Origin of the sequence: Flavobacterium weaverense, from assembly GCF_003688495.1 — a bacterium.
In the GTDB taxonomy this organism is placed as follows: Bacteria; Bacteroidota; Bacteroidia; order Flavobacteriales; family Flavobacteriaceae; genus Flavobacterium; species Flavobacterium weaverense.
Genome location: NZ_REFH01000012.1, coordinates 91,814 through 116,380, shown reverse-complemented (window position 1 = coordinate 116,380; position 24,567 = coordinate 91,814). Strand labels below are relative to the sequence as shown.

Below are 24,567 nucleotides of genomic sequence, written 5' to 3'. Positions count from 1 at the left end.
AGCGAAGTTGTAATTTTGCCAATCATTAAAAAAAAACCAAGAACTATGAAAAAAATAATTATTGTCTTAGCTGTATTTTTAGCAAATTTTGCAGCTGAAGCTCAAATTCAAACGCCTCAATCGAGCCCAAAAGCAACAATAAATCAATCAGTAGGATTGACTGATGTTGAAATTAATTATTCAAGACCTAGCGCTAGAGGTAGAGCAGTTTTTGGTAATTTAATTCCTTTTGGAAAAGTATGGAGAACAGGAGCAAATGAAAACACAACAATATCTTTTAGTGATAATGTAATTATAGATGGTAAACCTTTGAAAAAAGGGAAGTACTCAGTATATACAATTCCGAAAATTGAAAGTTGGGATATAATTTTCTATAAAACTACCGATAACTGGGGTAATCCAGAAGAATGGAAAGAAGAAAATATAGCACTAAAAGCAACTGTTAAACCAGAAACTTTAAATAAAAGTGTAGAGACATTTACTATTGGAATAAGCGGTTTAGATAACAACTTTGCATTTTTAGAAATCTCTTGGGAGAATTCATATGCTGCTTTAAAATTTGAAGTTCCAACACAACAAAAAGCAACAGCTAATATTGATAAAGCATTATCAGGTCCTGCTTCTGCTGATTATTTTTCTGCAGCACAATTTTTGTTTCAATCGAACGGAGATAATACAAAAGCTTTAGAGTATGTAAACAAATCATTGGATATGACAAAAGATAAACCTTTTTGGTATACAAGATTGAAGTCGTTGATTCAAGCAAAAGCTGGTGATAAAAAAGGTGCTATTGATACTGCTAAAGCTTCACTTGCAGCAGCTGAAGCAGCAAAGAATCAAGATTACGTTAAAATGAACAAAGACAGCATCGCTGAGTGGAATAAAAACTAAGATATTTAGTTTACCACAATTAAAATCCCGTCTAGATACTATTCTAGACGGGATTTTTTTTAACGTACTTCGATTGAAAGACAATAAGATTTTGATATAAAATTTAGTTTAATGCCATAATAAGATAATTTCCAAGTTAGATCATATTACAACTGCAATCTTTTGTCCCAAATTAAATTAGCTATTTAAATAGTTGCAGCTTTTTAATTTAAGTTGGAATAGTACTATTTTATTAAATTAAAGTATAATACTAGTATTCTTAGAACTTTGAGCTAATCAGCTTAATCATGCATAATTCTAGACCACAAGCTATTCCAAAAAAGAACCGCAGATTCAATACTTACTGTATGTGAATCTGCGGTTTAATTATTGTATGTTAGAAAAGCTATTTTTAGATAACATTTGGGTCTAGTAGATTAGCTTTTTGCTTTCTGAAAATTGTCCATTGTAGCAGTAGCGAAATAACTATTGTCAAAGTCGCACCTATAAAGTTCAACCATAAGTAACCTAGTTTTTCTTGTCCGCTTGGATAAATATAAATCGCATAGTAATAGATGATGAATATTGTAGATTGACTTATTAAAGCGCTGTAAAATATAGCTTTGGACTGTACATTTTTTAGATAGAAGCCAACTAAGAAAATTCCAAGTACAGTTCCGTAGAATATGGAACCAATTATATTTACTAACTGTATTAAATTTTCGAACAAAGTTCCTACACAAGCAAATAGAATTGCAATAACTCCCCATAACAACGTGAAAAATTTAGTAGCGTACAAGTAGTGACGATCTGATTTTTCTCCCTTTACATTTCTTTTATAGATATCAATTGCTGTTGTGGAAGCAAGGGCATTTAATCCAGATGCTGTGGAAGACATCGCAGCTGATATAATTACTGCTAGCAATAATCCAATAAGACCTCGTGGTAAATAATTTAAAATAAAGTGAAAAAACACGTAATCCTTGTCGTTAGTTTCACTGTTACTGTCAGCTTTTAGAATAATTTCTTTCGCGCGATCGCGTAAATCTTTTTCTTTATTCGATAAGGCAACCAACTCTTTTCGAAGAATTGGATTGTCATAATCTTGGTTCAATTGATCGATGTACAATAAATTGATGACTTTTTTATCTTCAGACAGATCGTCAAGCTTTTTTTCTAAATCATTATATTCGCCCTTAAAAGCTGATTTCTCAATCATCGCTTTATTGTTAGGATTGAAATTTAATGGTACAGGATTGAATTGGAAAAAAACAAAAACCATTACTCCAGTTAGTAAAATAAAGAACTGCATTGGTACTTTTAAAAGTCCGTTCATAATCAATCCCATTTGGCTTTCCTTTACCGATCTACCAGAAAGGTATCGTCCCACTTGCGATTGATCTGTTCCGAAATAGGCTAAAGCCAAGAAAAAACCACCTGTTATACCACTCCAAAAAGTATATTTTTCTTCTGGATCAAAAGAGAAATTTACAATATTCATTTTGTCATTTGCACCAGCAATATGAAGGGCGCTTGTAAAAGTCATATCATTAGGTAGATAATGTAATATCAAGAAAAAAGTAATAAACATCCCGGACATGATTACAAACATTTGCTGTTTTTGGGTAACATTTACCGCCTTCGTTCCTCCTGAAAATGTATAGATAATTACTAAAACTCCTATTACGATATTCATATAAGTAAGATTCCAACCTAAGATTGCTGACAAAATAATGGCGGGAGCGTAAATGGTTAATCCAGTTCCCAATCCTCTTTGAAACAAGAACAGAATGGCGGCAAGAGATCTTGTTTTTAAGTCAAATCGTTTCTCAAGATATTCGTAGGCGGTATACACTTTGTATTTATGATACAGCGGAATAAAAGTTACGCAAATAACTACCATCGCTATAGGAAGTCCAAAATAAAATTGAACAAACCCCATTCCGTCGTGGTATGCTTGTCCCGGAGTAGAAAGAAACGTAATTGCACTTGCTTGTGTAGCCATCACAGAGAGTCCCACAACGTGCCAAGGTGTTTCATTGTTACCTAAAATAAAGTCCTCAACATTCTTACTTCCTTTAGTTTTCCACGCACCGTAAATTACAATAAATAATAAAGTAACGATAAGTATAATCCAATCAAATAACTGCATAATTTAAGAGTATAATTTCATTATAAAATAAAAAAACATGATATAGATAGCATTAGCCACCAGCACCCATGTATAGTTTTTTTTCCAGGTTTTTAATTTTTTTGGTTCCATCTTATTTTATTATTTCTTGGTGTTTGATTTCGAATCTTTCTCCACGGAAGAAAGCGAAATAATGTTAGCTAGTAATTTATATGCTCCTGTAACTCCTTCAGGAAGTTCTCTAAAAAAACTTAAGCCCGTGTAAACATAATTCCCTTTTCCGTATTGAGCAATAAGTAATGCGCCATTTTTAGGTGTTTCAGCCGTATCATTTGAAGAAAGAATAGGAGTGAAGGCCTTGTCGAATTCATTAGGATAATAAAGTCCCTGCTCTTGTTTCCAACCTTTGAAATCTGCAGTAGTAATTTTGTTAGGGAAATTTAAGACAGTGTGATTAGGCGCTAAAAATCTAACTTCTGCATCTTCTTCAGTAACTCGATCTTTAGATAGTTTTAATGGATAAGGAGCAATATTATCAGTGACTAAATCTCCATTAGTGTTGTATTGTACCACCATAGTTTTCCCTGATTTCACAAAATCAAAAAGAATATTTTGTTTAAAAGTTAAAGCGTTAATAGTATTGTAAGCGCGTACGCCAGTAATAACAACATCAAAGTTTTCTAATTGCTGCGCGGTAATTTCGTCTGCTTTTATTAATGTCACCGTGTAGCCCATTTGACGAAGACTATTTGGAACTTCATCGCCAGCTCCCATAATATAAGCAATACGTTCATTATTGGTCTTTAGATCAGTTCTTATCAATTTAGACTCTGCTGATTGTAAAACTTGCTGCTTCGTAATATGGTCGTAATTGATGAAAATTTGTTCTTTATCAAATCTTTTATTATCGATAACAGCGACACTTTTCAATACAGCTTCATCCGCTGAAAGCGGCGGAGTTACTTGAAAAGAAACGATTTGTTCTGTTCCCTTTTTAGCAATCGTAAAAGGAATAGATTGAGGAGAGACTTGCCAGTTTTTTGGTAACTCTAATTGTAAATTTCCTTTGACATCTTCTTTACCTGATTTGATTTTTACGACCACAGTTTTAGCTATATTATCTGTAAAAAGTAAAACTTTATTTTCGATTGAAGTTGTGACTTGAGGTACAATATCAAGGTAATTGTATACTTCTCCTTTTACATCATCATTATACTTGTAAATTACGGTACGCTCATAAGGAATTGCTATTCCGTTTATTTTTAATTTAAAAACTACTTTTACATCACGAATTATGTCTGGAACCCCAATATTTTCTTGATCATTTACAGTGTACATTCCCACCGTTGCATTATCTTTTAGCCAATACGGTTGTGTATAATTTAGAGACTCGGGCAATTTTAAATCCAAGCTAATATTATTTACAATATTATTTTTTAAATCGCGATTCTGTGTTGTAGTACTATTGTTTGGCAATGAAGTTATACTTGTTAATTCAATGGAATTAGAACTTCTATTAATAGCTTCAATTTTCACTTTAATAGTGCTTCCTGGTGTTGCTTCTTGAATTTGAGCGACCGCTTCAAGATACAAGCCAGCGCATGAAGCAATAGCTTCTTTGATCTCTGCTAATTTTAATGGAGCCCAATGATTTTCATCTAATGCTTGAATCATTGAGTAGGCTTTCGCCAAATTCGGAATGCTTTCTGAGGGATTTTTGAAATCATATTCTTTTGCAACCTTTGTCAATAAATCGCCAATCGGTTTTCCTCCTTTTACACGATTCCAAGAGGTATCAATTCCTTCAAAAAGTGATTTTTTATCTTTTAATGCATCACCGTTTATAAATTCTAAATATTCAGTTTCTTCGCCTCGCACTCCTGTTGAGCCAAAGCCCTGTGATTGATGACGACTTCTACTTAATGCCGCAATTTCTTGATTTGATTTTCCAATTGCAGGATAATATACTCCTGTTTCTATAGCGATTAGGTTGGTTTTGTCAGCTGCATTAAATTTTTCTATGCTTCCATAAAACCACCAGGAACTATTAAAAAATTGGCGTTTACTTTGCCAAGGCTTTACAAATTTAAGTTGGTCAGGAAAAATAGTTGGATTATTAGCTAAGTTAAAACTTTCGACACTCAACATAGCAGATGCAGTATGATGTCCGTGAGTTGTTCCCGGTGAGCGATGATCAAAACGATTTACAATAACATCGGGTTGAAATTTTCTAATAGCCCAAATAACGTCAGCTAAAACTTTTTCCTTATCCCAAATTCGCAAGGTTTCTGTTGGGTTTTTAGAAAAACCAAAATCATTTGCTCTTGAGAAAAATTGCTCTCCGCCATCTATTTTTCGAGCTTCGATAAGTTCTTGAGTTCTGATAACTCCTAATAATTCTCTTAATTGAGTTCCTATAAGGTTTTGTCCTCCATCGCCACGAGTTAGTGACAAATAGCCTGTTCTAGCTTTTTGTTCATTCGATAAATATGAAATTAATCTAGTATTTTCATCATCTGGATGCGCTGCAATATATAATACCGAACCAAGAAAGTTAAGCTTCTCGATCTTATTGAATATCTCAACTGAATTAAGTTTTTTAGGATTTTGTGCAACTGTAATGTGTAAACATAAAAGGAACGCTGTGAACGTAAGAATTTGTTTTTTCGGCATTATTTAAAATTTAGTTTGCAATAGCTTCAAATGTAAGTATTAAATGTTTTTTTTAGAAATCTTTTTTAATTTCTTTATTATTTTGAAATGAATTAAAATAAAAAGAGAGAAAACTATAATTAGCTTTCTCTCTATTTATTTTAATAAAATAACTTTAAAAATTAGTCTCTATCGTGGTGACCTCTGCGTTTATCATGATCATTATCTTTTCTTTTATAATTTCCATGTTTTTTGTATTTTCTATCGTCGTGATCGTATCTTTTTCTGTTGTCATGTCTATTGCTTACATAAACTCGACGGTTATTATTATATCCGTTATGTCTATAATCATTACCTCTATAACCTTTATAATATTTTACTTTATGATTTCTAAAATTATTATAAGGTCTTGATCCGCGATAGTCATTTAATACTACTTTATATCCACCGTATAAATCGTAATTTCTATATTGTCCAGGAAGGTATCTTGAGCGCATCCATCTACCATTTCCGTAGTAGATAAATTGTGTAGCGCGTACATCATAATAGGCTTCAACATCTGGTAAATAATAGTAATCTGCATCGGCATAACCAACGGGAGCCCATGCTGGAGCTCTACCAATGTTAACGTTTACTGAAAATTGTGCTTGAATTGTACTTGAGGCAAAAAGGATAATTCCTAAGGCGATTAGTTTTAATGTTTTCATCTTTCTTTATTTTAATGGGGAAACTTATTTTAGCAAAACGATATATCTATTTTTACTTTTCAACAAGCATGCCAAGGTGGTAGAATTAACATTTTTTTAAGAACTATAAAACAAATATTAGATTGTAAAAAAAAAGAACCTTAAGCTAAGGTTCTCATTTTGTGCGTAGTATTTTAGATTTAATTTTTGTGTTTGTCATGATTTTTTTTTCCTTTCTCATAACTTTTATTCTTGTTTTTATTGTAATCGCTATTTTTATGCGCTTTACTTTTGTGTCCGCGGTAATAACCAATATTTTTTTGTGGTTTACCTTTGTATCCTTTGTAATATTTCACTTTATGATTTTTAAAGTGATTGTAAGGAGTTCTACCATGATAGTCATTTAGAACAACTTTGTAGCCGCTGTACAAATCATAATTTCTATAACGAGTAGGTAAATTTTTGGCACGAATCCATTTTCCATTTCCAAGGTAAATAAACTGGGAATTCTTTACATCATAGTATGATTCAACGTCGGGTAAATAATAATAATCTACTGCCGAATATCCTGCAGGACCCCAAGCTGGAGGAGCACCAAGATTTACATTTACAGATACTTGTGCTTGCGCTAAATTAGCTCCTGCTATAAATAGTACACCTAGTACTAATAATTTTATTGTTTTCATTTCTTATATTTTTTGATTAATAATTTTGTTTTCTTATTCTACTGCAAAGCCAATAACCATGCCATGTTAAATTATAGTGACTAATAATTAAAAATCGAATTTTAGTTTAAATCAGTTCGAGAGCTAGTAAATTATTAACACAGAAAATAATGCATAAAAAAAAGGAAATGATTTATCATTTCCTTTTTTTTATGCATTTGTTTTCCGATTATAGTAACAAAATCAATAATAAAACAATTATAATAATCGCACCAATAGATAAATAAACACCATTTCCTGATGATTTCAAGTCTGCTTTAATAGTGCGTACTTCTTTACGCAACTCTTTTCTTTCTGCTGAATTCAAAGAAGACTTATCCATAGCCTTAATTTCTTCCAGACGATTAAGCATTACCTTAACTTCTGCAGGAACCTCCTTCGGAGTATTACTAATAGAAGTAGGGTTTTTTTCAGCTGCAAATACTTGAGTTGGAATAACACCTAATGATAATACCATCATCATTAAATAAAAGGTAACTTTTTTCATTTGTTTTGGGTTTTAATTATGAATTTTAATCACATAAAAGTAGTTAATAATAATTTAATATTTTTTATATAATTAAGGGATTTCGTTATATAATTTACATTTTATAATTAAAACGTAAAATAGTTTTTTATTAGTTTAATTGTCTGCTATTTAAAAATTTAATCTATTACTTATAGATAACAGTTCGTGGTTTTGCCAATTCGAAATCTTGAAAACCAAAATCTGTGGTTTCAAATGAATTGGTTTTAAAAACATTTTTTCCATCACCCGGAATTGAAGGGTAGTAGCTAAGTGAAATTTGGAACGAACTAAATACTAAATAATCATTATTTATTATAACGCCTATACCCACTTTAGAATACGCTTTACTTTGTAATATTCCTCTCGTTGCCGTTCCCAACATAGCAATTGAGTAGTTGAAATAAGGATTAATTCGGAAACCCCATAAATCCCAAGGAGAATAAAACTGGGTTTGCGAAGTTAAAATAGCCTTCTTAGTTCCGTATTCGGCCATTTTGAATCCATTTAAACCATAATCGTCATTGATAGATACTTGATCGCCCATTATTTCTACACGATTTGAACCCAGAACAAGCTGTGGTTTTACAAACTGCCTTAGTTTCCATCTACCTACTGTCATTAAATTTGTGAAATAATTAGCTTGAAAAGAAAAAGCAGTTTGCTCAGCATTTGACTTTTCGAAAAAACTACCAAATTCAAAATTTGCACTTAAGAAACCCCATGAATAGAAGTTACCAAAAGCTGCTCTGGCTCCTAAATAGTATCGATCTTTGTTATTTTTATATTGATAACCTCCAGTCAAGCCGTATATTTTACCAATAGGTACATCCTCAATTGTTCCGTTTTGAAATATATAACGATCTCTAATAAATTTACGAGAAGAAATACCAATACCTATTAATGCCAATTTTTCGCTTGAATAAAAGTCGGTATTATCATATTCGAACGTCGGACTTTCTAGATACTTAACATTTAAAAAGCGCGCTGACGTAATTAAATTCGTAGTTCGTTCTCTCTCGGTGTTTCCTTTAAAAAGTTTAAAAGCATGTCCAGCCCAAACGTCATGTGTACTATATTTAAAGTTCTGGAAAGCATAAACTGAATTCGAATCTTGTAAACTGTCCTTTCTAAATTGCTGATCTAAGTAAATTCCTCCTGCCCATTTTGTGAGCGGTGAATAAAATGGTCGATCAATAGCAATACTTTTACCGTAATAATTATCTAAATCTATTTGGTAACTTATTTTAGTGCTAATGAAAGTATTTTTAATATTTGGTACGGTGTAAGCAACATTGTAAGCACTTTTACCGTCACTAAATCTATTTTTAAATTGATTTTCTAATTGGTGACCTGTTCCTAAAATATTACGCTCTATAATTTTTAGATTTACTTTCGAACTAGAAACAGAACCTTTAGGAATAAGGCTCCAAGAATCTAAAACGCGTATTGTAATATCTACAGAATCTTTATTGTTGTTTATTAAGTCAGGTGCAATATCTACACGATTAATATAGCGTTGCGATCTCACTAAACGTTCTGACTCTTTAACTAAATAGGAATCAAAACGCTCATTCTTTTTAATTAGCAACAAATTCATTATTGCAAATCTTTTTGTTTTTAGGTGTGCTTTATTACCAGTTCTTTCAGCCCAATTTTTAGGTTTTCTTAAGGTATCAATTTCTGAATATCCAAAAGGATCTAACGTAATGATATTTATATTTCTAATAATCTTACCGTCAAATTTGGTGTAATCTTTTTGAATATCTTGAAGTGCTTTCTTGTTTAAATTAGGAGATCTAAATACGAGCTTATGCATCAACTTTGTAAACTTATTCTTTTTTGAATAGTTTTTAATGTTGTCGTAAACTTTAGACGTATCCTTCTTTGCAGCTGTTTCCTGGGCAAAAGATACTTGGAAACAACTGAGGAGAATTACAAGGAAAAAGAAATTTATTTTATTTTGCATAGTCTAATTATAAACTCAAAAATAATATAATAAGTAGAAAAAAAAGTTCTTTACGGTCAGAGTAACTATCTATAATTCCTAGAAAATTATTGATCCGTTCTATCAGGATTATTTTCAGTCGTAGTTTCAGTAAAAACTGGAACTATAACATCAGCTTTTATAAAGTTAACTTCACTTTGTTGCTCTTCATCAAAAAGTGGCAACTTAATTTTACGCCAAGTGTACGTTCTGGGAAGATGGTCTCCCATTAAATAACCCCAAGGTTCTAATGATTCTACGCGATCAAAAATAACTTTCAAGATTGCTATTATAGGTAATGCCAAAAACATTCCCGAAACTCCTGCAATTGCTCCGCCTATAATAATTCCAATGATTGAAATAAAGGCATTGATTTCTACTTTTGAACTTACGATTATTGGGACAAGAATGTTGTTGTCAATTAACTGAACGACTATCGTGATCACAATCACACCTATAATTATTGAGAGATCTGGCGAGCCAGTAAGTGATGCTAAAATACTAAGTAATCCAGCAAAAAGAATTCCTATGTACGGTATAAGATTTAGTATTCCAGTAACAATTCCTAGTAATACAGCATACTTTAAACCAATTAACATGAAACCAGCGGTAGTCATGATTGCGATCAAAACTGTTTCAATTATAAGTCCAACAATGTAGCTATTGATTGCTACTCTTATGTTTGTCAATATATTTTTTAATTGTTCGTGATTTTCTTTTTTAATTAATTTAGATAAAAAAAGTAAAAAGTGAGTTCTATATAAAAGAATTAAAAAAGTATAAATAGGTATTAAAGTCAAGTTTACAAGAGTGTCTGTGAATGACATCAACGTACTGCCTATCATTTCTTTACCTTTTGCCATAGAATCTTCAGTGGCTGTGTCAATGTATTTCTTCTGTTCGCTAGAACTTAAATGGAAATTATCTCTTATAAAGCCTTGTATGCTATTAAGATGAATATTAAAATTGCGTTCAATCTTATCAAAATCGTTGACGAAATCACTAATTTGGAAAGATAAAAAAACAAAAAGTCCAATAAAAACTAATACGAATATCACGACCGCTAACATAACTGCTATCACATGTGGTAAACGAATTTTTGATTTGAAAAACTGAACGACAGGATAAAGTAATATGGCAAACAAAAAGGACATCATCACTGGTATCAATATATCTTGTGCGATATAAAATATAAAAGTCAGTGAAATTAATCCTAGTAAAACTAGAGTCAATTTAGCATAAAACGGTAGTTTCAAGTTCTCGTCCATTGTAGTTTTGTGTTTCGTTAAAACGAACTAATTTTCAGTTGTTATCAATTGACAAATATGTGATTAAATCAAAAGACAAGCATTATATATTTTCGCCCAATACTTATATAATTAACACTTTGCTAACAGTTGTATAAAGTACGAAATTTTACAAAACAAAGTGAATTAAAAATCGATGTTAGTACTTGATAGTTTTAGATGTTAATCACATATATATTTAAAATGGATCCACTACATTTTAAGTCAGCCGTACTTTATATTTAACTAGCACGATTATAGTATTCGATCTGAGTATTAATCCACAAATTCCTTATCCTTAAAATGATCTTTTAAAATCGAAATACCTTTTTGTAAAAGTAGATTATTTGGATAAATTATTTGCTCACCATCATATGTCTTTAAAAAAACATGAAAGGCACTAATATCCACAATCTCTGCAATAATTGGAAAATCTTTATCATGAATTTTAATTACGTCGCCTATTTTAAATGGAAAGGAGAAAAATAAAATAATGCCAGCAGTTATATTACTCAGTATGGACCATTGAGCAATTAATGCCACACCCACAACTGTAGTTACAGACGAAAATGCTAAAATAATATCTTTAGTTTGAACACCCCAAATAATTATTAGCGCGATAGCTGCCAAAATATATAAAAACAAGTGCATATACTTGACAACTAAATTAGTTCTATGCTCGAGTGTTTGGTTTGTTTTAGCGTAACGTCGTACGAGTTTTGTTGTTGCCGTTCTAAAGAAAAGAAGCGTCACTAATAAAATTGCACTGGCGATCAATTCCTTTGAGTATTCTTGTAATGCTAAAATCTCCATATTATGTTAATTTAGATAAATATTCGTATACTTTATCAGTTGGCATTCCCATAACGTTAGCATAGGAACCTTCTATTTTTGAAACGCCTATAAAACCAATCCACTCCTGAATTCCATAAGATCCTGCCTTATCGTACGGCTTAAAATTTTCTAGGTAATAATAAATAGCTTCATCGTTCAGTTCGTTAAAAGTCACTTTTGTGACTTCATGAAGTAAATCAATTTTTTGATTTGTTTTGAAACATACTGAAGTAATAACTTCGTGCGTGCTATTAGATAGTGATTTTAAAATTTCGTAAGCATCTTTTTTATCTTTGGGTTTACCCAAAGCTTTATTGTTATGCCAAACAATAGTGTCGCTAGTAACTAAAATTTCGCCATCTTTTAGTTCTCCTTCAAAAGCGCTCGATTTTAATTCTGCTAAAAAGTTTGTTATTTCTTCTGCCTGGAGTTCTAACGGATAAATTTCTTCAATTTCTTTCAATCGGATTTCAAAATCCAAATCTAAATCTGTAAAAAATTGTTGGCGACGCGGTGAGCCCGAAGCAAGAATTAAACGGTATTTCTTTAATTTATTTTTAAGCATTGTATTTCATATTTAAAGTAATGGCTACGACAGACAAAATTCCGAAAAAAAGTATGTATTTTAAAACTGTACTGAGTGAATGAAAATCTTTTTTAGATTTTGCGCTGATAATTTTAATTGTAAAGTAGAGTAGTGGACCACAAACAAAAAGTAACAGATAGATACTTAGAAAAAATAAGTCTAATAAATATCTATTAAGGTAATAAATAAGAGTTATTAGAGGGATGAAACTCAGGATGAAAACTAGTTTTACAGTTTTTGACTTTCCTATCGCAACTGCTACTGTGTTCATTGACTGATTGCAATCTCCATCTATATCCTCAATATCTTTAACTATTTCCCTATTTAAATTAATGATAAAAGCAAAAATTGCATAGTCAAGTAGAATTGAAAAATACAATCTCATCTCTTGTTGATTGGAAGCAATCGTTGCAGGATATAAATCAAATATTCCTACGATAATTATGCTAAATGAAAGTAGAATAGCTACAACTATATTCCCTACTAACATCATTTGCTTTAAACTTGTCGCGTATAAATATAATGTAGCAGCGATTAATATAAAAATAGCGGCAAAGCCTGGTTTTTCAATAACATTCGATAAATAAAATCCTAAGCTGACTCCAATTACAGTAACGGCGATATAAATATTATATGCTGTGGTTTCTGAAATTGATTTTCCAACGATAACATCTTCCGGTTTATTATAGTTGTCTGTTTCTTGATCATATATGTTATTAATAGCGTAACCACCCGCGGCTATCAAAACGGTAGACAAAACCATTAGCCCATACTGTAAATCAGATAATGCTAACTGAATGTTCTGCATTTTAAAAAATCCATATCTAAAAACAAGCTGCATAAAAGCAAGCATTAATAAGTTTTGATATCGAATTAGTTTTAGGAATTTCATTTAGTAGTGTTCAGTGGTCAGTCTTCAGTGGTCAGTCTTCAGTGGTCAGTCTTCAGTCTTCAGTGGTTAGTTTTCAGTGTTCAATGATTAGTTTTCAGAATTTGAGTACTTAACTTCTTAGAGCTAAAGCATTAATGTTAATAGTACTATTCTTCAAGTTATCAATACAAACTGACCACTGACCAATAAATTAGAAACTGATCACAAAACACTGCTCTTTAATTAATCGTGTTTTCCATTAAAATGAGCCATCCATTTTCCTTGTGCTTTCATCACTTGTTCAATAACATCTCTTGCGGCACCTTTTCCACCATTTTTATGTGAAATATACTTGGAAATATTCTTTATTTCTGGACTTGCATCTTGCGGGCAAGTTGGTAAACCAACTAATTTCATCACATGGTAATCTGGAATATCATCACCCATATAAAGTACTTGCTCTGGTTTAATATTGTAAACATCAGTATACTCATCAAAGGTTTCCACTTTATCTGGGGTGCCCAAATGAATATCTGTTATGCCAAGATTTCTTAATCGTACGCGAACGCCTTCGTTGCTTCCGCCAGAGATAATGCAAACATTGTAACCACTTTCTACAGCTGCTTTCATAGCATAACCATCGCGAATATTCATTGTTCTTAAAATGTCACCTTCATTGGTTACAAAAACAGAACTATCGGTTAATACACCATCGACATCAAAAATAAAGGTTGTGATGTCGTTCATTATTTCTTTATAACTTTTTGCCATTTTCTTGTATTGATTGTGTTAGTATTTTGTAGATAGTTAGTTGGTTTTCATTCGAAATAAATTGCTCATGCGCATCAATAGTTGCTTTATCATTGCGCTTAGCAGGGCCTGTTTGCGCGTCTATAGGTGAAAGCATCATGATTTTGTTAGCTGTTTCGGCAATTAAAGGTTTTAATATGTCAAATGGCACATGGTTTTCATCACAAATTTCATTTCCTATCTGATAAAGGTGGTTTGTAAAATTATTGACAAAAACGGCTGCGACATGCAATGCTTTTCGCTGCTCGGTATTAATTGCAAAAACAGAATTTGAAATTGATTTGGCAACTTTGTCTAAAAGTTGGAAATCAGTTGCGTTTTCGCTTTCTAAACAAATAGGAATGCTGCTGAAATCGACTAATTTGTTTTTAGTAAAAGTTTGCAATGGATAAAAAACTCCTTTTCGATTTTCTTCATTCAAAGCAGTCAGCGGAACACTTCCGGAGGTGTGAACTACTAATCTATTTTTAAAGGGAAGTTGTGAGACCACCTCAGATATTGCATCATCAGAAACAGCAACGATGTACAAATCGGCCTCTACTAAATCACTAAATTCAGTAGCGATTCGATCAAAATCGAGTAAATGTACAAGCGTTTCTCTTTTTCGAGTAAAAGCTTGAATTAGTTCGATCGTTCCACCTTCTTTCTTTGCTTGTTCGAAAGCGAAAATGAGATGCTGTGCAACATTTCCAGAACCGATAATAATGATTTTGACCATGCGCCAAAATTAGCAAAAAAAATGATAGATTTTTAATTGAAAATTACTCTATTTAAAATTCGTGAATGGTACTAAAATTATGGAATAACAGTTATTAATGGAAGTCTTAATTTTGGTTTAAATTAACAAATGTCAGAATATGGAAGTCAACAATTTTGAGTACTTTTGTGGCAATTTAAAAAACGTAATCCCATAAAAATGGATAAAAAAATATTTTCTTTTTTGTTTTCTACACGATTAATGGCTTTTTTATTTATATCCTATGCCGTTGCGATGGCTACTGGAACTTTTATCGAAAGTAAATACAATACAGATACCGCGAAAATTTTAATTTACAATGCATGGTGGTTTGAAGCTATTCATTTGTTTTTTGTCATCAATTTTATTGGTAATATCAAACGATACCAATTATTGAAGAAAGAAAAGTGGGCAACTTTAATACTCCATTTATCTTTCATCTTTATAATTTTGGGTGCTGCCGTAACCCGTTATATTAGCTATGAGGGCATGATGCCGATACGCGAAGGCGCTTCGGAAAACCAAATTTATTCTGATAAAACTTTCCTAACTGTTTTTGCAGATGGAGAGTATAAAGGCGAAATGAAGCGTAGAGTTTTTGAAAAGCAAGTTTTGCTTTCTCCAGCTACAAACAATAATTTTAGTATGTCTGAAAATTTTGCAGATACTAAGTTTGAAGTAGAGTATGAGAACTTTATTATGGGTGCCAAGGAATATATCAAGCCTGACGCAAAAGGTATTTTATATTTGAAAATTGTAGAAGCCGGCGACGGTGGACGTCACGAACATTTTCTAAAAGAAGGTGAAGTGCAAAATATACATAATGTTTTGTTTGCACTGAATAAACCAACTGATGGAGCGATAAATATTACAACCACTGGAAGTGCATACACGATTCAAACTCCTTTTGAAGGTAACTTTATGCGAATGGCTGACAAGCTAGAAGGAACAGTTACAAAGGACAATGTACAGCCGTTAATGATGCGATCTTTATACACCATCGGCGAGATGCGTTTTGTTTTTCCGGACGAAGCCGTGAAAGGTATTATGGATTATGAATCAGATAATGATTACAAAGCTAAAACTCATGAAGACGCTTTAACAGTGAAGTTAATGGCTGAAGGTCAAGAAAAAATAGTAACGTTAGTTGGTTCGAAAGGTAAAATAGGAGACTCTAAAACGGTAAAAATAGGGAACATTGACTATACTTTTTTCTACGGAAGTAAAGCTTACATTTTACCATTTAAGGTAAAATTGAATGATTTTATTGCGCAGAAATATCCGGGCACAGAAAAAAGTTATTCTTCTTTTGAAAGTAAAGTAACTGTCGAAGATGAAAAACCATTTGACGCTCATATCTATATGAATAATGTATTAGATCATAAAGGATATCGCTTTTTCCAGTCGGGCTTTGACCCAGATGAAAAAGGAACAATTTTATCTGTAAATCATGATTTTTGGGGAACAGCTTTAACTTATATCGGTTACTTTTTATTATATTTTGCCATGATGGCTATTATGTTTACGAAGCATTCTCGCTTTGCAGATATTAAAAGAAAGCTAGATGTTGTTAAAATAAAAAAGGCTAAACTTTTAACACTCTTAATGTTATTGTTATGTTTTAGTGGCTTTGCTCAAGAACCTGCGCATGATCATGCCGACCATGAAGGACATGCACATACTGAAGCAGCCACAGCACCTGAAGAAGCTGCAGCAACAACACATGAAAATCATTCGAAGAAAACATTAAGTCAAGACGAGCTTCAAGCTTTAATTGCAAAATTTAAAGTTCCAGAAGCGCATGCTGAAAAGTTTGGTCGTCTTGTAATTCAAGATGGAGGCGGTAGAATGAAACCTATTAATACTTTTTCATCTGAATTACTGAGAAAAGTTAGCCATGCTAATAGCTACAAGGGAATGAACTCTGATCAAGTTTTCATGTCGATGACACAATATGCTAGTTATTGGATAGAGATTCCGATTATTTATATCAAAAGTGGAAATGACAGTATTCGAAAGATTATTGGAATTGACAAAAATGCAGAATTTGCTCCATTTGTATCATTTTTTGATGATAAAGGAAATTATAAACTTTCTAAATATCTGGAAGAAGCATTCAAATCAGCGAATCCAAATCAATTTGAGAAAGATTTTATTGAAACGGATAAAAAGGTAAATTTAATGGAGTCTGCTTTAAGTGGTAGAATCCTAAAGATTTTCCCAATTCCAGAAGATAAAAATAACAAGTGGGTTTCGTTTTTAGAGCTGAATGAGGCTGGATTAAAAGGAATGGAAGCAACGTATACTAAAAACGTGTTGCCATTGTATTTTGGATCATTAGCTAACGCAGCTAATTCTAATGATTACAAAACCGCTGATGAATTATTAGAAAGTATCAATGGTTTCCAAAAGCGTTTTGGAAGTAAAGTAAGGCCCAGCGAAGAAAAAATTACTTCAGAGGTTTTGTATAATAAGTATGATGTATTCCAAAAATTACCTTATTGGTATGTTTTTGCTGCAATATTGATGCTGTTTTTTACTATTCTAAAGATATTTAAAGAAAGAAAAGCATTAAATTATTTAGTTAATTTCATGCATATTGTAGTGCTTGTATTATTTATTTTGCACACCGGAGGATTAATAGCGAGATGGTATATTTCAGGACACGCGCCATGGAGTAATGCATATGAATCTATTATATATGTTGCATGGGCAACGATGTTTTTTGGTTTAGCATTCGATATTAAATCGAAGCTTACTGTAGCGTCTTCAGCATTTGTTACGGCAATGATTTTAGCTGCAGCATACATGAACTGGATTGACCCTGAAATCGCTAATTTACAACCTGTACTTAACTCATATTGGTTAATGATACACGTTGCAGTTATTGTAGCTAGTTATGGTCCATTTGCATTGGGAATGATTTTAGGATTTGTTTCATTGCTTTTAATTTTCTTTACGAATGAGAAAAACAAAGCTAAAATGGATTTGAACATTCAAGAGATTACTTATATCAATGAACTTGCACTTACTATTGGTTTAATCATGTTAACAATAGGAAACTTTTTAGGAGGACAATGGGCCAACGAAAGTTGGGGACGTTACTGGGGGTGGGATCCAAAAGAGACTTGGGCATTGATTAGTATCATGGTGTATGCTTTTGTAATACACATGAGGTTTGTTCCTGCATTACGAGGTAAATGGATCTTTAACTTGATGAGCATGTTTGCTTTTGTATCTATTTTATTCACTTATTACGGTGTAAATTTCCATCTAGTTGGTTTGCACTCTTATGCTAGTGGAGAAGCACATTCACTTAATTGGATTTGGTATTCTTTAGGAGCCATTACCGTTATAGGAGCTTTATCATATCCTAAGTATAAAAAGTTCTATAAGAAATAAGCAGTTATAGTTTTAATAAAAAAAGGTTCAACTGTATGGTTGAACCTTTTTTTATGCTTCTAATTCTTTTTTATAGAGCTTATAATATTCTAAAGGTGGCATTCCTGCTATTTCCTTGAAACTAGTAAAAAAGGGATTATAGGATGTAAAACCAACTTTTTTCGACAATGATTCTAAGGTATTGTTACTAAGGAAATTTAATTCAATAAGATGAATGGCATCGTGAATTCTGATTAATTTTTTAAATTCAGAAAAAGACAGAAAAGAGTGGTACTTAAAAAGATATGAAATGTGGCTTTTTGGTATTTTTAAGTTTGTACACAAATCTGTAATACTTAAATCGGCATTTCTAAACAACTCAAACTGTAGTGCTACTGTTTCAATCTGAGAAATATAAACCATTATATTTAAATCTATTTTTTCTTTAAGAATTGAATGTTGGCAGTTTCTAAGTTCGATATCTGAATTGATTTTCCAAATATCTTTTAGTGCTAAGTTATTATTTTTATTCTCATTAAACTTTTGATGTAATAAATTGTATCCAAAAAGAATTTCGGGAGAAATTAGAATTTTGAATAGTATTACAGCCCAAATTAATGCAGAGATCCACTGATACAAAAATCCCTTAATGCTTTCATTTGAATATATTTCTACGCAAACGGATATAAAAAGTCTTATGAGCGTTAAGATTAGACCAACAAATAGAAATAAGGTCCAATTATTTATTAATTTATTTTGCTTTTGAAGTACTTTTATTTCTCCTCTTCTGCTCCAAATTTTTGTTTTTAGAACGTAAAAAGATAAATATATATATGTTATCGCAAAAATAAAAAACAAAATATATAATACTATTTCTAAGGAATGACTTCCGAGATTAATTAGATCTTGACTATTTATTACCAATAACAAAGCAATTGGAAAGATAAAATGCAAAAGATCTTTAGAATAAATTTTGTTTTTATTTTGTGCTAAATTTTTAAAATAGAGATAACATATTGGTATCACTATAATCGAAGCATTAGAGTATTTTGAAAAAGTACTTTTAAAAGAAGGTTCAAAAATAAAATAGGTCAATCCCGAGAATAAAAAGCGAAGTGAAATAATAAGAATTAGAATAATGATATATGGATTCATCATTCTATTTACAGTGTAGTTTCTAAAAATTAGAAAGGCTGTTGTAAAACCAATTATACCCGTTACAATAAAAAGTGAGCTTGTTAACATTTTCTTGTTCTATTAATTTATAAAGTAAATGTGCCGTTACAGAAAACAATAAATGTAATGTATTTAATAACACTATATTTCTTTCAAATAGAAATTGATTCTATGGAGATCATTTTTCCTTTATTCTTTTTTTTGACCATTAAAAACTAATTTAAGAGTTACTAATAACTGAAAAGTTTTTACTAATTAATCAAATATTCGTTTAAAAGCATTTTTTATCGACAAAGGTGTTAATTTTATTTTAATATTGACTTAAATTAATTTGTATGAAATATTTAATACTTCTTTTTAGTTCTACATTTTATGGTCAAATATTGCATCATCAAATGATTTCTTCGCAAAGCAAATCTGCAACTTTATCTAATGGTATGCTTGTCAAACAAACCGTTGGTCAACAAAGTGTAATTGGAAATTTGAAGGGTGATTTTATTATCATACAAGGCTTTCAACAGAATTATTGGGCAAAATTGTTGATAGATGTTCCCATAAAAGGAAATCTAGTTGTTACTACTTATCCTAATCCATTTATTACTAGCATAAATTTTGAATTTTCTAAACCTATCAAAGAAATTTCTATAACTGTATTTGATATTGGTGGTCGTTTATTATTCAATCAACTTAAAGAAGTTAGGGAAGGTATGTTAACATTAGATTTATCGGGGTTACCAAACTCTCTTTATTTAGTTAAAATTACCAATAGTGAAATTAATCAATACGTTAAAATCATTAAAAAATCATTATGAAAACAAAACTACTTTTATTTAATTTGCTTGTTTTAAGTCAGTTGGCATCTGCTCAAGAAATATTTTTTAAAGCTGGAAAAAATCTAACTTCCTATAGTTATAGTAGTTCCGCTGAAAATCAAATTTTGAAATTAAAAAGTAAAATTGGAGCTAATTATGAAATTGGATATCAAGAAAATTTCAAAGAAAAGTTCAGTTATCAAGCCAGTGTTACCTTAAACCAATTTAATAGTTTTAGTACAAATGAAGTACAAACCTATTCTTGGAATACTACTTATATAGGCTTAAAAAATGGTATTGGATATGTTCTTTTTAAAAATCAAAAAAATCTTTCAGTTGAACTTAAAGGAGCAGTAAATCTTGCAACAATAATTGATGGTAAGGAGGAGATTAACGGCGTTATTTATGATATAAAAAAACTTCCAGAATTTAAAGGTTTATTTTTTCAACCCAGTATTGGCTTAGATTTAAAATATCCTATAAATGATAATTGTTTAGTTAATTTAGGTTATACTTTTTCGAATGCCTTTAAATTTTCACATCCTACCGATGAGAAGTTAGCCTTTATTACAAATCAAATTCAATTTGGACTTCATTTCCCTTTATAAAAAACTTATTATGAAAAAAATCTACTTAATATTAGTTTTTATAGTTAGTACCATTGCGCATTCACAAACAAATGGAATCAGCTATCAAGCCTTAATTTTGAATCCAAATGCTCAAAAAATACCAGGTATAAATCCTGCTAATACAGCATTAATAAATCAGTCAGTTTGTTTGCAATTTAGTATTGAAGATGAAACGCAGCAATTAGAATATAAAGAGACTATTAGCGCTGTTACAGATGAAATGGGTATGGTTAATTTAGTAATTGGCTTAGGAAATCAAACGGGAGGTTATGCTATTAATTTTAAAGCTGTAAATTGGATTTCGGGTTTAAAAAAATTAAAAGTTGGTGTAAATACAACAGGTAATTGTTCTTCTTTTATGGAAGTTAGTGATCAAGTTTTCAATGCTGTTCCTTTTGCTTTTTCAGCTCAAACGGTAAGTGGAATTGTGGGTATTGAGAACGGAGGAACTAACGCATCTAATATTGTGGATGCCAAAATAAATTTAATTCTAAATAATGTTGATAACACTCGTGATTTTGATAAACCCATAAGTAATGCTACTCAAAGTGTTTTAGATTTAAAAGAAGTGCTACTTAATAAATCAACCAATGTTATTGTTGATGGTTCTTCAAATGTTAAATATCCAACTGTTAAGGCATTAAAAACCTATGTAGACAATCAATTTTCAAATGGTGTAGTGGTAGATGCAGATGCTACAAACAAAGGTAAAATACAATTATCTGGTGATTTAGCTGGTACTGCAGCACTTCCTAAAGTACCAGGATTGTTATTAAAAGCGAATATCGATTCTCCTGCTTTTACTGGAACAGTTACCGGAATTGATAAGGTAATGGTAGGATTAGCAAATGTAGAAAATACGGCTGATGTAGATAAAATGGTTTCAACGGCTACACAAACGGCATTAAATTTAAAAGCGAATATCGACTCTCCCGCTTTTACGGGAACTGTTACCGGAATTGATAAAGTAATGGTAGGATTAGCAAATGTAGAAAATACGGCTGATGCAGATAAATTGATTTCAACAGCTACGCAAACGGCATTAAATTTAAAAGCGAATATCGATTCTCCTGCTTTTACGGGAACTGTTACCGGAATTGATAAGGTAATGGTAGGATTAGCAAATGTAGAAAATACGGCTGATGTAGATAAAATGGTTTCAACGGCTACGCAAACGGCATTAAATTTAAAAGCGAGTATTGATTCTCCTGCTTTTACCGGAACGGTTACCGGAATTGATAAAGTAATGGTAGGATTAGCAAATGTAGAAAATACGGCTGATGCAGATAAATCGGTTTCAACGGCTACACAAACGGCATTAAATTTAAAAGCGAATATCGATTCTCCTGCTTTTACTGGAACAGTTACCGGAATTAATAAAGCGATGGTTGGATTATCAAATGTTGAAAATACGGCTGATGCAGATAAATCGGTTTCAACGGCTACACAAACGGCATTAAATTTAAAAGCGAATATCGATTCTCCTGCTTTTACTGGAACAGTTACCGGAATTAATAAAGCGATGGTTGGATTATCAAATGTTGAAAATACGGCTGATGCAGATAAATCGGTTTCAACGGCTACACAAACGGCATTAAATTTAAAAGCGAATATCGATTCTCCTGCTTTTACTGGAACAGTTACCGGAATTAATAAAGCGATGGTGGGTTTATCTAATGTAGAAAATACGGCTGATGCCGATAAATCGGTTTCAACGGCTACACAAACGGCATTAAATTTAAAAGCGAATATCGATTCTCCTGCTTTTACCGGAACGGTTACCGGAATTAATAAAATCATGGTAGGATTATCCAATGTAGAAAATACGGCTGATGCAGATAAATTGATTTCAACAGCTACGCAAACAGCTTTAAATTTAAAAGCGAATATCGATTCTCCCACTTTTACGGGAACAGTTACCGGAATTAATAAAGCGATGGTTGGATTATCAAATATAGAAAATACGGCTGATGCAGATAAATCGGTTTCAACGGCTACACAAACAGCTATAAATTTAAAAGCGAATATCGACTCTCCCGCTTTTACGGGAACTGTTACCGGAATTGATAAGGTAATGGTAGGATTATCCAATGTAGAAAATACGGCCGATGAAGATAAATTGATTTCAACCGCTACGCAAACGGCATTAAATTTAAAAGCGAATATCGACTCTCCCGCTTTTACGGGAACTGTTACCGGAATTGATAAGGTAATGGTAGGATTATCCAATGTAGAAAATACGGCCGATGAAGATAAATTGATTTCAACCGCTACGCAAACGGCATTAAATTTAAAAGCGAATATCAATTCTCCTTCTTTTACCGGAACGGTTACCGGAGTTGATAAAGCGATGGTAGGATTAGCAAATGTTGAAAATACGGCTGATGCAGATAAATCGGTTTCAACAGCTACGCAAACAGTTTTAAATTTAAAAGCGAATATCGATTCTCCCTCTTTTACCGGAACTCCTAACTTACCAGCAACTACAATAGCTGCAACACAGTCTGCAGGAAATAATTCTACAGCAATTGCCACAACTGCTTTTGTTGGAGATGCCGTAAATACTGCCATTAACGGAAATTTTGTTGATATAATATCTGATCAAACCATTGCAGGTACAAAAACGTTTTCTAATTCTATTCAAATACAGGATCAATTACGCTTTTTAAATACTTCTGGAGCGGTAAAATGGGAATTGTATTCCTCTGGAGATGACATTTCATTTTCGCAATCTGGTGTTGATTTTAATCAATTTATGGTAAAATCTAATGGGGAAGTTTCCTCTAAAGGAAGTATGACTGTCAACGAGTCTGGAGTTACCGGAAAAGGTCTTGTTTTATCTGATGATGGTGATTTTGTAGATATGAATGATGGATATGGAACTTTAAGGTTCTCGTCTGGTGTAAAAGTTACTGATGCAAATAAAGGAGGTGCTACTGTAATTACATTAGGAGCAAATGGAAGAATTGAAGCAACAAATCAAATAGTTGCTGGAGAAGTTACCTATACAAATATTGATGGAACAGTTGGTCAAGTATTAGCTACAGATGGTTCTGGAATTACTTATTGGATGACGCCAACAGTACCTACAAATAACGATTTTGTAGATCTAACAACTGCACAAACTATTCTTGGAGTAAAATCTTTTGATAAAGATATGGTTGTAAATGGCATTACAGTAGGGAGGGGAAATTTTAATGAAAATTCTAATACTGCAATAGGCTTAGGTGCTTTACAAAATAATGCTGGTTACGCAAATACTGCTGTGGGAAGGGCTGCTTTACCAGCCAATGTGGATGGTAATGGTAATACAGCTTATGGTTATTTATCCCTTGGAAATAATGTTTCTGGAAATAATAATGTTGCTATAGGTTCTCAAGCATTATTATTAAATAATAATGGTTCAGAGAATACTGTAATTGGTCACAATGCTGATGTATCCGTAGATGGAATTTCTAATTCTATTGCGATTGGGTCTGAGGCAATTGTTACTACTTCGAATACCATCCAACTAGGGAATAGTAATATAGAAAATGTAAAAACGACAGGAACCTTAACTTCTGGAGCCATCACTTATACCAATACAGACGGAACAACCGGACAAGTTTTGTCTACTAATGGAACTGGTAAAATTGTATGGGTTAATACTGCACATGAAATTACTGATGCATCCGAAGAAATTTTATCAACCTTATCTCAAACAACTTTTACGCTTGCACAAATTCCATCTATAAAAAGCAAAGTAAAAATGTATGTGAATGGTATTAGGATCAGTAATACGGCCTATAGTGTTACTAATGACGTTTTGACCTACATTCCAGCTAATAATGGAAATGCTATATTGAGTGATACTGATAGAATTCAGTTTGATTATTTTTATTAAATAGGGG

18 protein-coding genes are annotated in these 24,567 nt (G+C 31.9%); 5 read left to right on the top strand and 13 right to left on the bottom strand.

Annotation, left to right across the window (positions count from 1 at the left end; genetic code table 11):
• Positions 1-45: 45 nt before the first annotated feature.
• Positions 46-891 carry a DUF2911 domain-containing protein gene (locus tag BC961_RS13715; protein WP_121926430.1) on the top strand — a complete coding sequence of 282 codons (846 nt, stop codon included), beginning with the start codon at positions 46-48 and terminating at the stop codon, positions 889-891.
• Positions 892-1,282: 391 nt separating this feature from the next.
• Here BC961_RS13715 and BC961_RS13710 read toward each other — a convergent pair whose 3' ends face one another.
• The 12 genes from BC961_RS13710 to BC961_RS13655 all read right to left on the bottom strand — a co-directional run bounded on the left by BC961_RS13710 (position 1,283) and on the right by BC961_RS13655 (position 14,661).
• A complete protein-coding gene (locus BC961_RS13710; protein ID WP_121926429.1) occupies positions 1,283-3,022 on the bottom strand; it encodes a sodium:solute symporter in 1,740 nt (579 codons plus the stop codon).
• Positions 3,023-3,142: 120 nt separating this feature from the next.
• The gene (locus tag BC961_RS13705) at positions 3,143-5,674 is read right to left on the bottom strand and encodes a PIG-L family deacetylase (RefSeq protein WP_121926428.1); all 2,532 of its coding nucleotides are present in this window, start codon (positions 5,672-5,674) and stop codon (positions 3,143-3,145) included.
• 161 nt (positions 5,675-5,835) lie between these two features.
• Positions 5,836-6,360, bottom strand: coding sequence for a hypothetical protein (locus BC961_RS13700; RefSeq protein ID WP_121926427.1), 525 nt, complete (start codon positions 6,358-6,360; stop codon positions 5,836-5,838).
• Between the two features lie 179 nt (positions 6,361-6,539).
• Positions 6,540-7,025, bottom strand: a complete 486-nt coding sequence (locus BC961_RS13695) for a hypothetical protein (protein ID WP_121926426.1) — start codon at positions 7,023-7,025, stop codon at positions 6,540-6,542.
• Between the two features lie 208 nt (positions 7,026-7,233).
• Positions 7,234-7,551: a hypothetical protein gene (locus BC961_RS13690; protein WP_121926425.1), complete on the bottom strand. Its 318-nt coding sequence runs from the start codon at positions 7,549-7,551 to the stop codon at positions 7,234-7,236.
• 166 nt (positions 7,552-7,717) lie between these two features.
• Positions 7,718-9,538 carry a BamA/TamA family outer membrane protein gene (locus BC961_RS13685; protein WP_121926424.1) on the bottom strand — a complete coding sequence of 607 codons (1,821 nt, stop codon included), beginning with the start codon at positions 9,536-9,538 and terminating at the stop codon, positions 7,718-7,720.
• Positions 9,539-9,624: 86 nt separating this feature from the next.
• Positions 9,625-10,824, bottom strand: a complete 1,200-nt coding sequence (locus tag BC961_RS13680; RefSeq protein ID WP_121926423.1) for an AI-2E family transporter — start codon at positions 10,822-10,824, stop codon at positions 9,625-9,627.
• Between the two features lie 294 nt (positions 10,825-11,118).
• Complete coding sequence (locus BC961_RS13675) at positions 11,119-11,655, bottom strand: mechanosensitive ion channel domain-containing protein (RefSeq protein ID WP_394345454.1); 537 nt, start codon at positions 11,653-11,655, stop codon at positions 11,119-11,121.
• Between the two features lies 1 nt (position 11,656).
• Positions 11,657-12,241: a Maf-like protein gene (locus BC961_RS13670; protein ID WP_121926422.1), complete on the bottom strand. Its 585-nt coding sequence runs from the start codon at positions 12,239-12,241 to the stop codon at positions 11,657-11,659.
• Positions 12,234-13,154 carry a geranylgeranylglycerol-phosphate geranylgeranyltransferase gene (locus BC961_RS13665; protein WP_121926421.1) on the bottom strand — a complete coding sequence of 307 codons (921 nt, stop codon included), beginning with the start codon at positions 13,152-13,154 and terminating at the stop codon, positions 12,234-12,236. The genes BC961_RS13670 and BC961_RS13665 overlap by 8 nt, the downstream gene beginning before the upstream one ends.
• A 222-nt stretch (positions 13,155-13,376) precedes the next feature.
• Complete coding sequence (locus tag BC961_RS13660; RefSeq protein WP_121926420.1) at positions 13,377-13,904, bottom strand: KdsC family phosphatase; 528 nt, start codon at positions 13,902-13,904, stop codon at positions 13,377-13,379.
• The gene (locus BC961_RS13655; RefSeq protein ID WP_121926419.1) at positions 13,888-14,661 is read right to left on the bottom strand and encodes a Rossmann-like and DUF2520 domain-containing protein; all 774 of its coding nucleotides are present in this window, start codon (positions 14,659-14,661) and stop codon (positions 13,888-13,890) included. Before BC961_RS13655 ends, BC961_RS13660 begins: the two co-directional genes overlap by 17 nt.
• A gap of 198 nt (positions 14,662-14,859) precedes the next feature.
• On the opposite strand from BC961_RS13655, the gene ccsA reads away from it, so the two are divergent.
• Entirely contained in the window at positions 14,860-18,081 is a 3,222-nt protein-coding gene (gene ccsA, locus BC961_RS13650) for a cytochrome c biogenesis protein CcsA (protein WP_121926418.1), read from the top strand.
• A gap of 51 nt (positions 18,082-18,132) precedes the next feature.
• On the opposite strand, the gene BC961_RS13645 is transcribed toward ccsA, so the two are convergent.
• Positions 18,133-19,305: a helix-turn-helix domain-containing protein gene (locus BC961_RS13645; protein ID WP_121926417.1), complete on the bottom strand. Its 1,173-nt coding sequence runs from the start codon at positions 19,303-19,305 to the stop codon at positions 18,133-18,135.
• Positions 19,306-19,571: 266 nt separating this feature from the next.
• Between BC961_RS13645 and BC961_RS13640 the strand changes: the two genes are divergently transcribed.
• Genes BC961_RS13640 through BC961_RS13630 form a run of 3 tightly spaced genes read left to right on the top strand, consistent with a single transcriptional unit; the run spans position 19,572 to position 24,560 of the window.
• Positions 19,572-20,048 carry a T9SS type A sorting domain-containing protein gene (locus tag BC961_RS13640; protein ID WP_121926416.1) on the top strand — a complete coding sequence of 159 codons (477 nt, stop codon included), beginning with the start codon at positions 19,572-19,574 and terminating at the stop codon, positions 20,046-20,048.
• On the top strand, positions 20,045-20,656 hold the full coding sequence (locus BC961_RS13635) for an outer membrane beta-barrel protein (protein ID WP_121926415.1): 612 nt from the start codon (positions 20,045-20,047) through the stop codon (positions 20,654-20,656). Before BC961_RS13640 ends, BC961_RS13635 begins: the two co-directional genes overlap by 4 nt.
• Positions 20,657-20,666: 10 nt before the next feature.
• Positions 20,667-24,560: a beta strand repeat-containing protein gene (locus BC961_RS13630; protein ID WP_121926414.1), complete on the top strand. Its 3,894-nt coding sequence runs from the start codon at positions 20,667-20,669 to the stop codon at positions 24,558-24,560.
• Positions 24,561-24,567: the final 7 nt, after the last annotated feature.

What these genes read in the sequence shown, in the direction of transcription:
- BC961_RS13715 (WP_121926430.1), top strand. Translation starts at nt 46, where the DNA reads ATGAAAAAAATAATTATTGTCTTAGCTGTATTTTTAGCAAATTTTGCA.
- BC961_RS13710 (WP_121926429.1), bottom strand. Translation starts at nt 3,022, where the DNA reads ATGCAGTTATTTGATTGGATTATACTTATCGTTACTTTATTATTTATT.
- BC961_RS13705 (WP_121926428.1), bottom strand. Translation starts at nt 5,674, where the DNA reads ATGCCGAAAAAACAAATTCTTACGTTCACAGCGTTCCTTTTATGTTTA.
- BC961_RS13700 (WP_121926427.1), bottom strand. Translation starts at nt 6,360, where the DNA reads ATGAAAACATTAAAACTAATCGCCTTAGGAATTATCCTTTTTGCCTCA.
- BC961_RS13695 (WP_121926426.1), bottom strand. Translation starts at nt 7,025, where the DNA reads ATGAAAACAATAAAATTATTAGTACTAGGTGTACTATTTATAGCAGGA.
- BC961_RS13690 (WP_121926425.1), bottom strand. Translation starts at nt 7,551, where the DNA reads ATGAAAAAAGTTACCTTTTATTTAATGATGATGGTATTATCATTAGGT.
- BC961_RS13685 (WP_121926424.1), bottom strand. Translation starts at nt 9,538, where the DNA reads ATGCAAAATAAAATAAATTTCTTTTTCCTTGTAATTCTCCTCAGTTGT.
- BC961_RS13680 (WP_121926423.1), bottom strand. Translation starts at nt 10,824, where the DNA reads ATGGACGAGAACTTGAAACTACCGTTTTATGCTAAATTGACTCTAGTT.
- BC961_RS13675 (WP_394345454.1), bottom strand. Translation starts at nt 11,655, where the DNA reads ATGGAGATTTTAGCATTACAAGAATACTCAAAGGAATTGATCGCCAGT.
- BC961_RS13670 (WP_121926422.1), bottom strand. Translation starts at nt 12,241, where the DNA reads ATGCTTAAAAATAAATTAAAGAAATACCGTTTAATTCTTGCTTCGGGC.
- BC961_RS13665 (WP_121926421.1), bottom strand. Translation starts at nt 13,154, where the DNA reads ATGAAATTCCTAAAACTAATTCGATATCAAAACTTATTAATGCTTGCT.
- BC961_RS13660 (WP_121926420.1), bottom strand. Translation starts at nt 13,904, where the DNA reads ATGGCAAAAAGTTATAAAGAAATAATGAACGACATCACAACCTTTATT.
- BC961_RS13655 (WP_121926419.1), bottom strand. Translation starts at nt 14,661, where the DNA reads ATGGTCAAAATCATTATTATCGGTTCTGGAAATGTTGCACAGCATCTC.
- ccsA (WP_121926418.1), top strand. Translation starts at nt 14,860, where the DNA reads ATGGATAAAAAAATATTTTCTTTTTTGTTTTCTACACGATTAATGGCT.
- BC961_RS13645 (WP_121926417.1), bottom strand. Translation starts at nt 19,305, where the DNA reads ATGTTAACAAGCTCACTTTTTATTGTAACGGGTATAATTGGTTTTACA.
- BC961_RS13640 (WP_121926416.1), top strand. Translation starts at nt 19,572, where the DNA reads ATGAAATATTTAATACTTCTTTTTAGTTCTACATTTTATGGTCAAATA.
- BC961_RS13635 (WP_121926415.1), top strand. Translation starts at nt 20,045, where the DNA reads ATGAAAACAAAACTACTTTTATTTAATTTGCTTGTTTTAAGTCAGTTG.
- BC961_RS13630 (WP_121926414.1), top strand. Translation starts at nt 20,667, where the DNA reads ATGAAAAAAATCTACTTAATATTAGTTTTTATAGTTAGTACCATTGCG.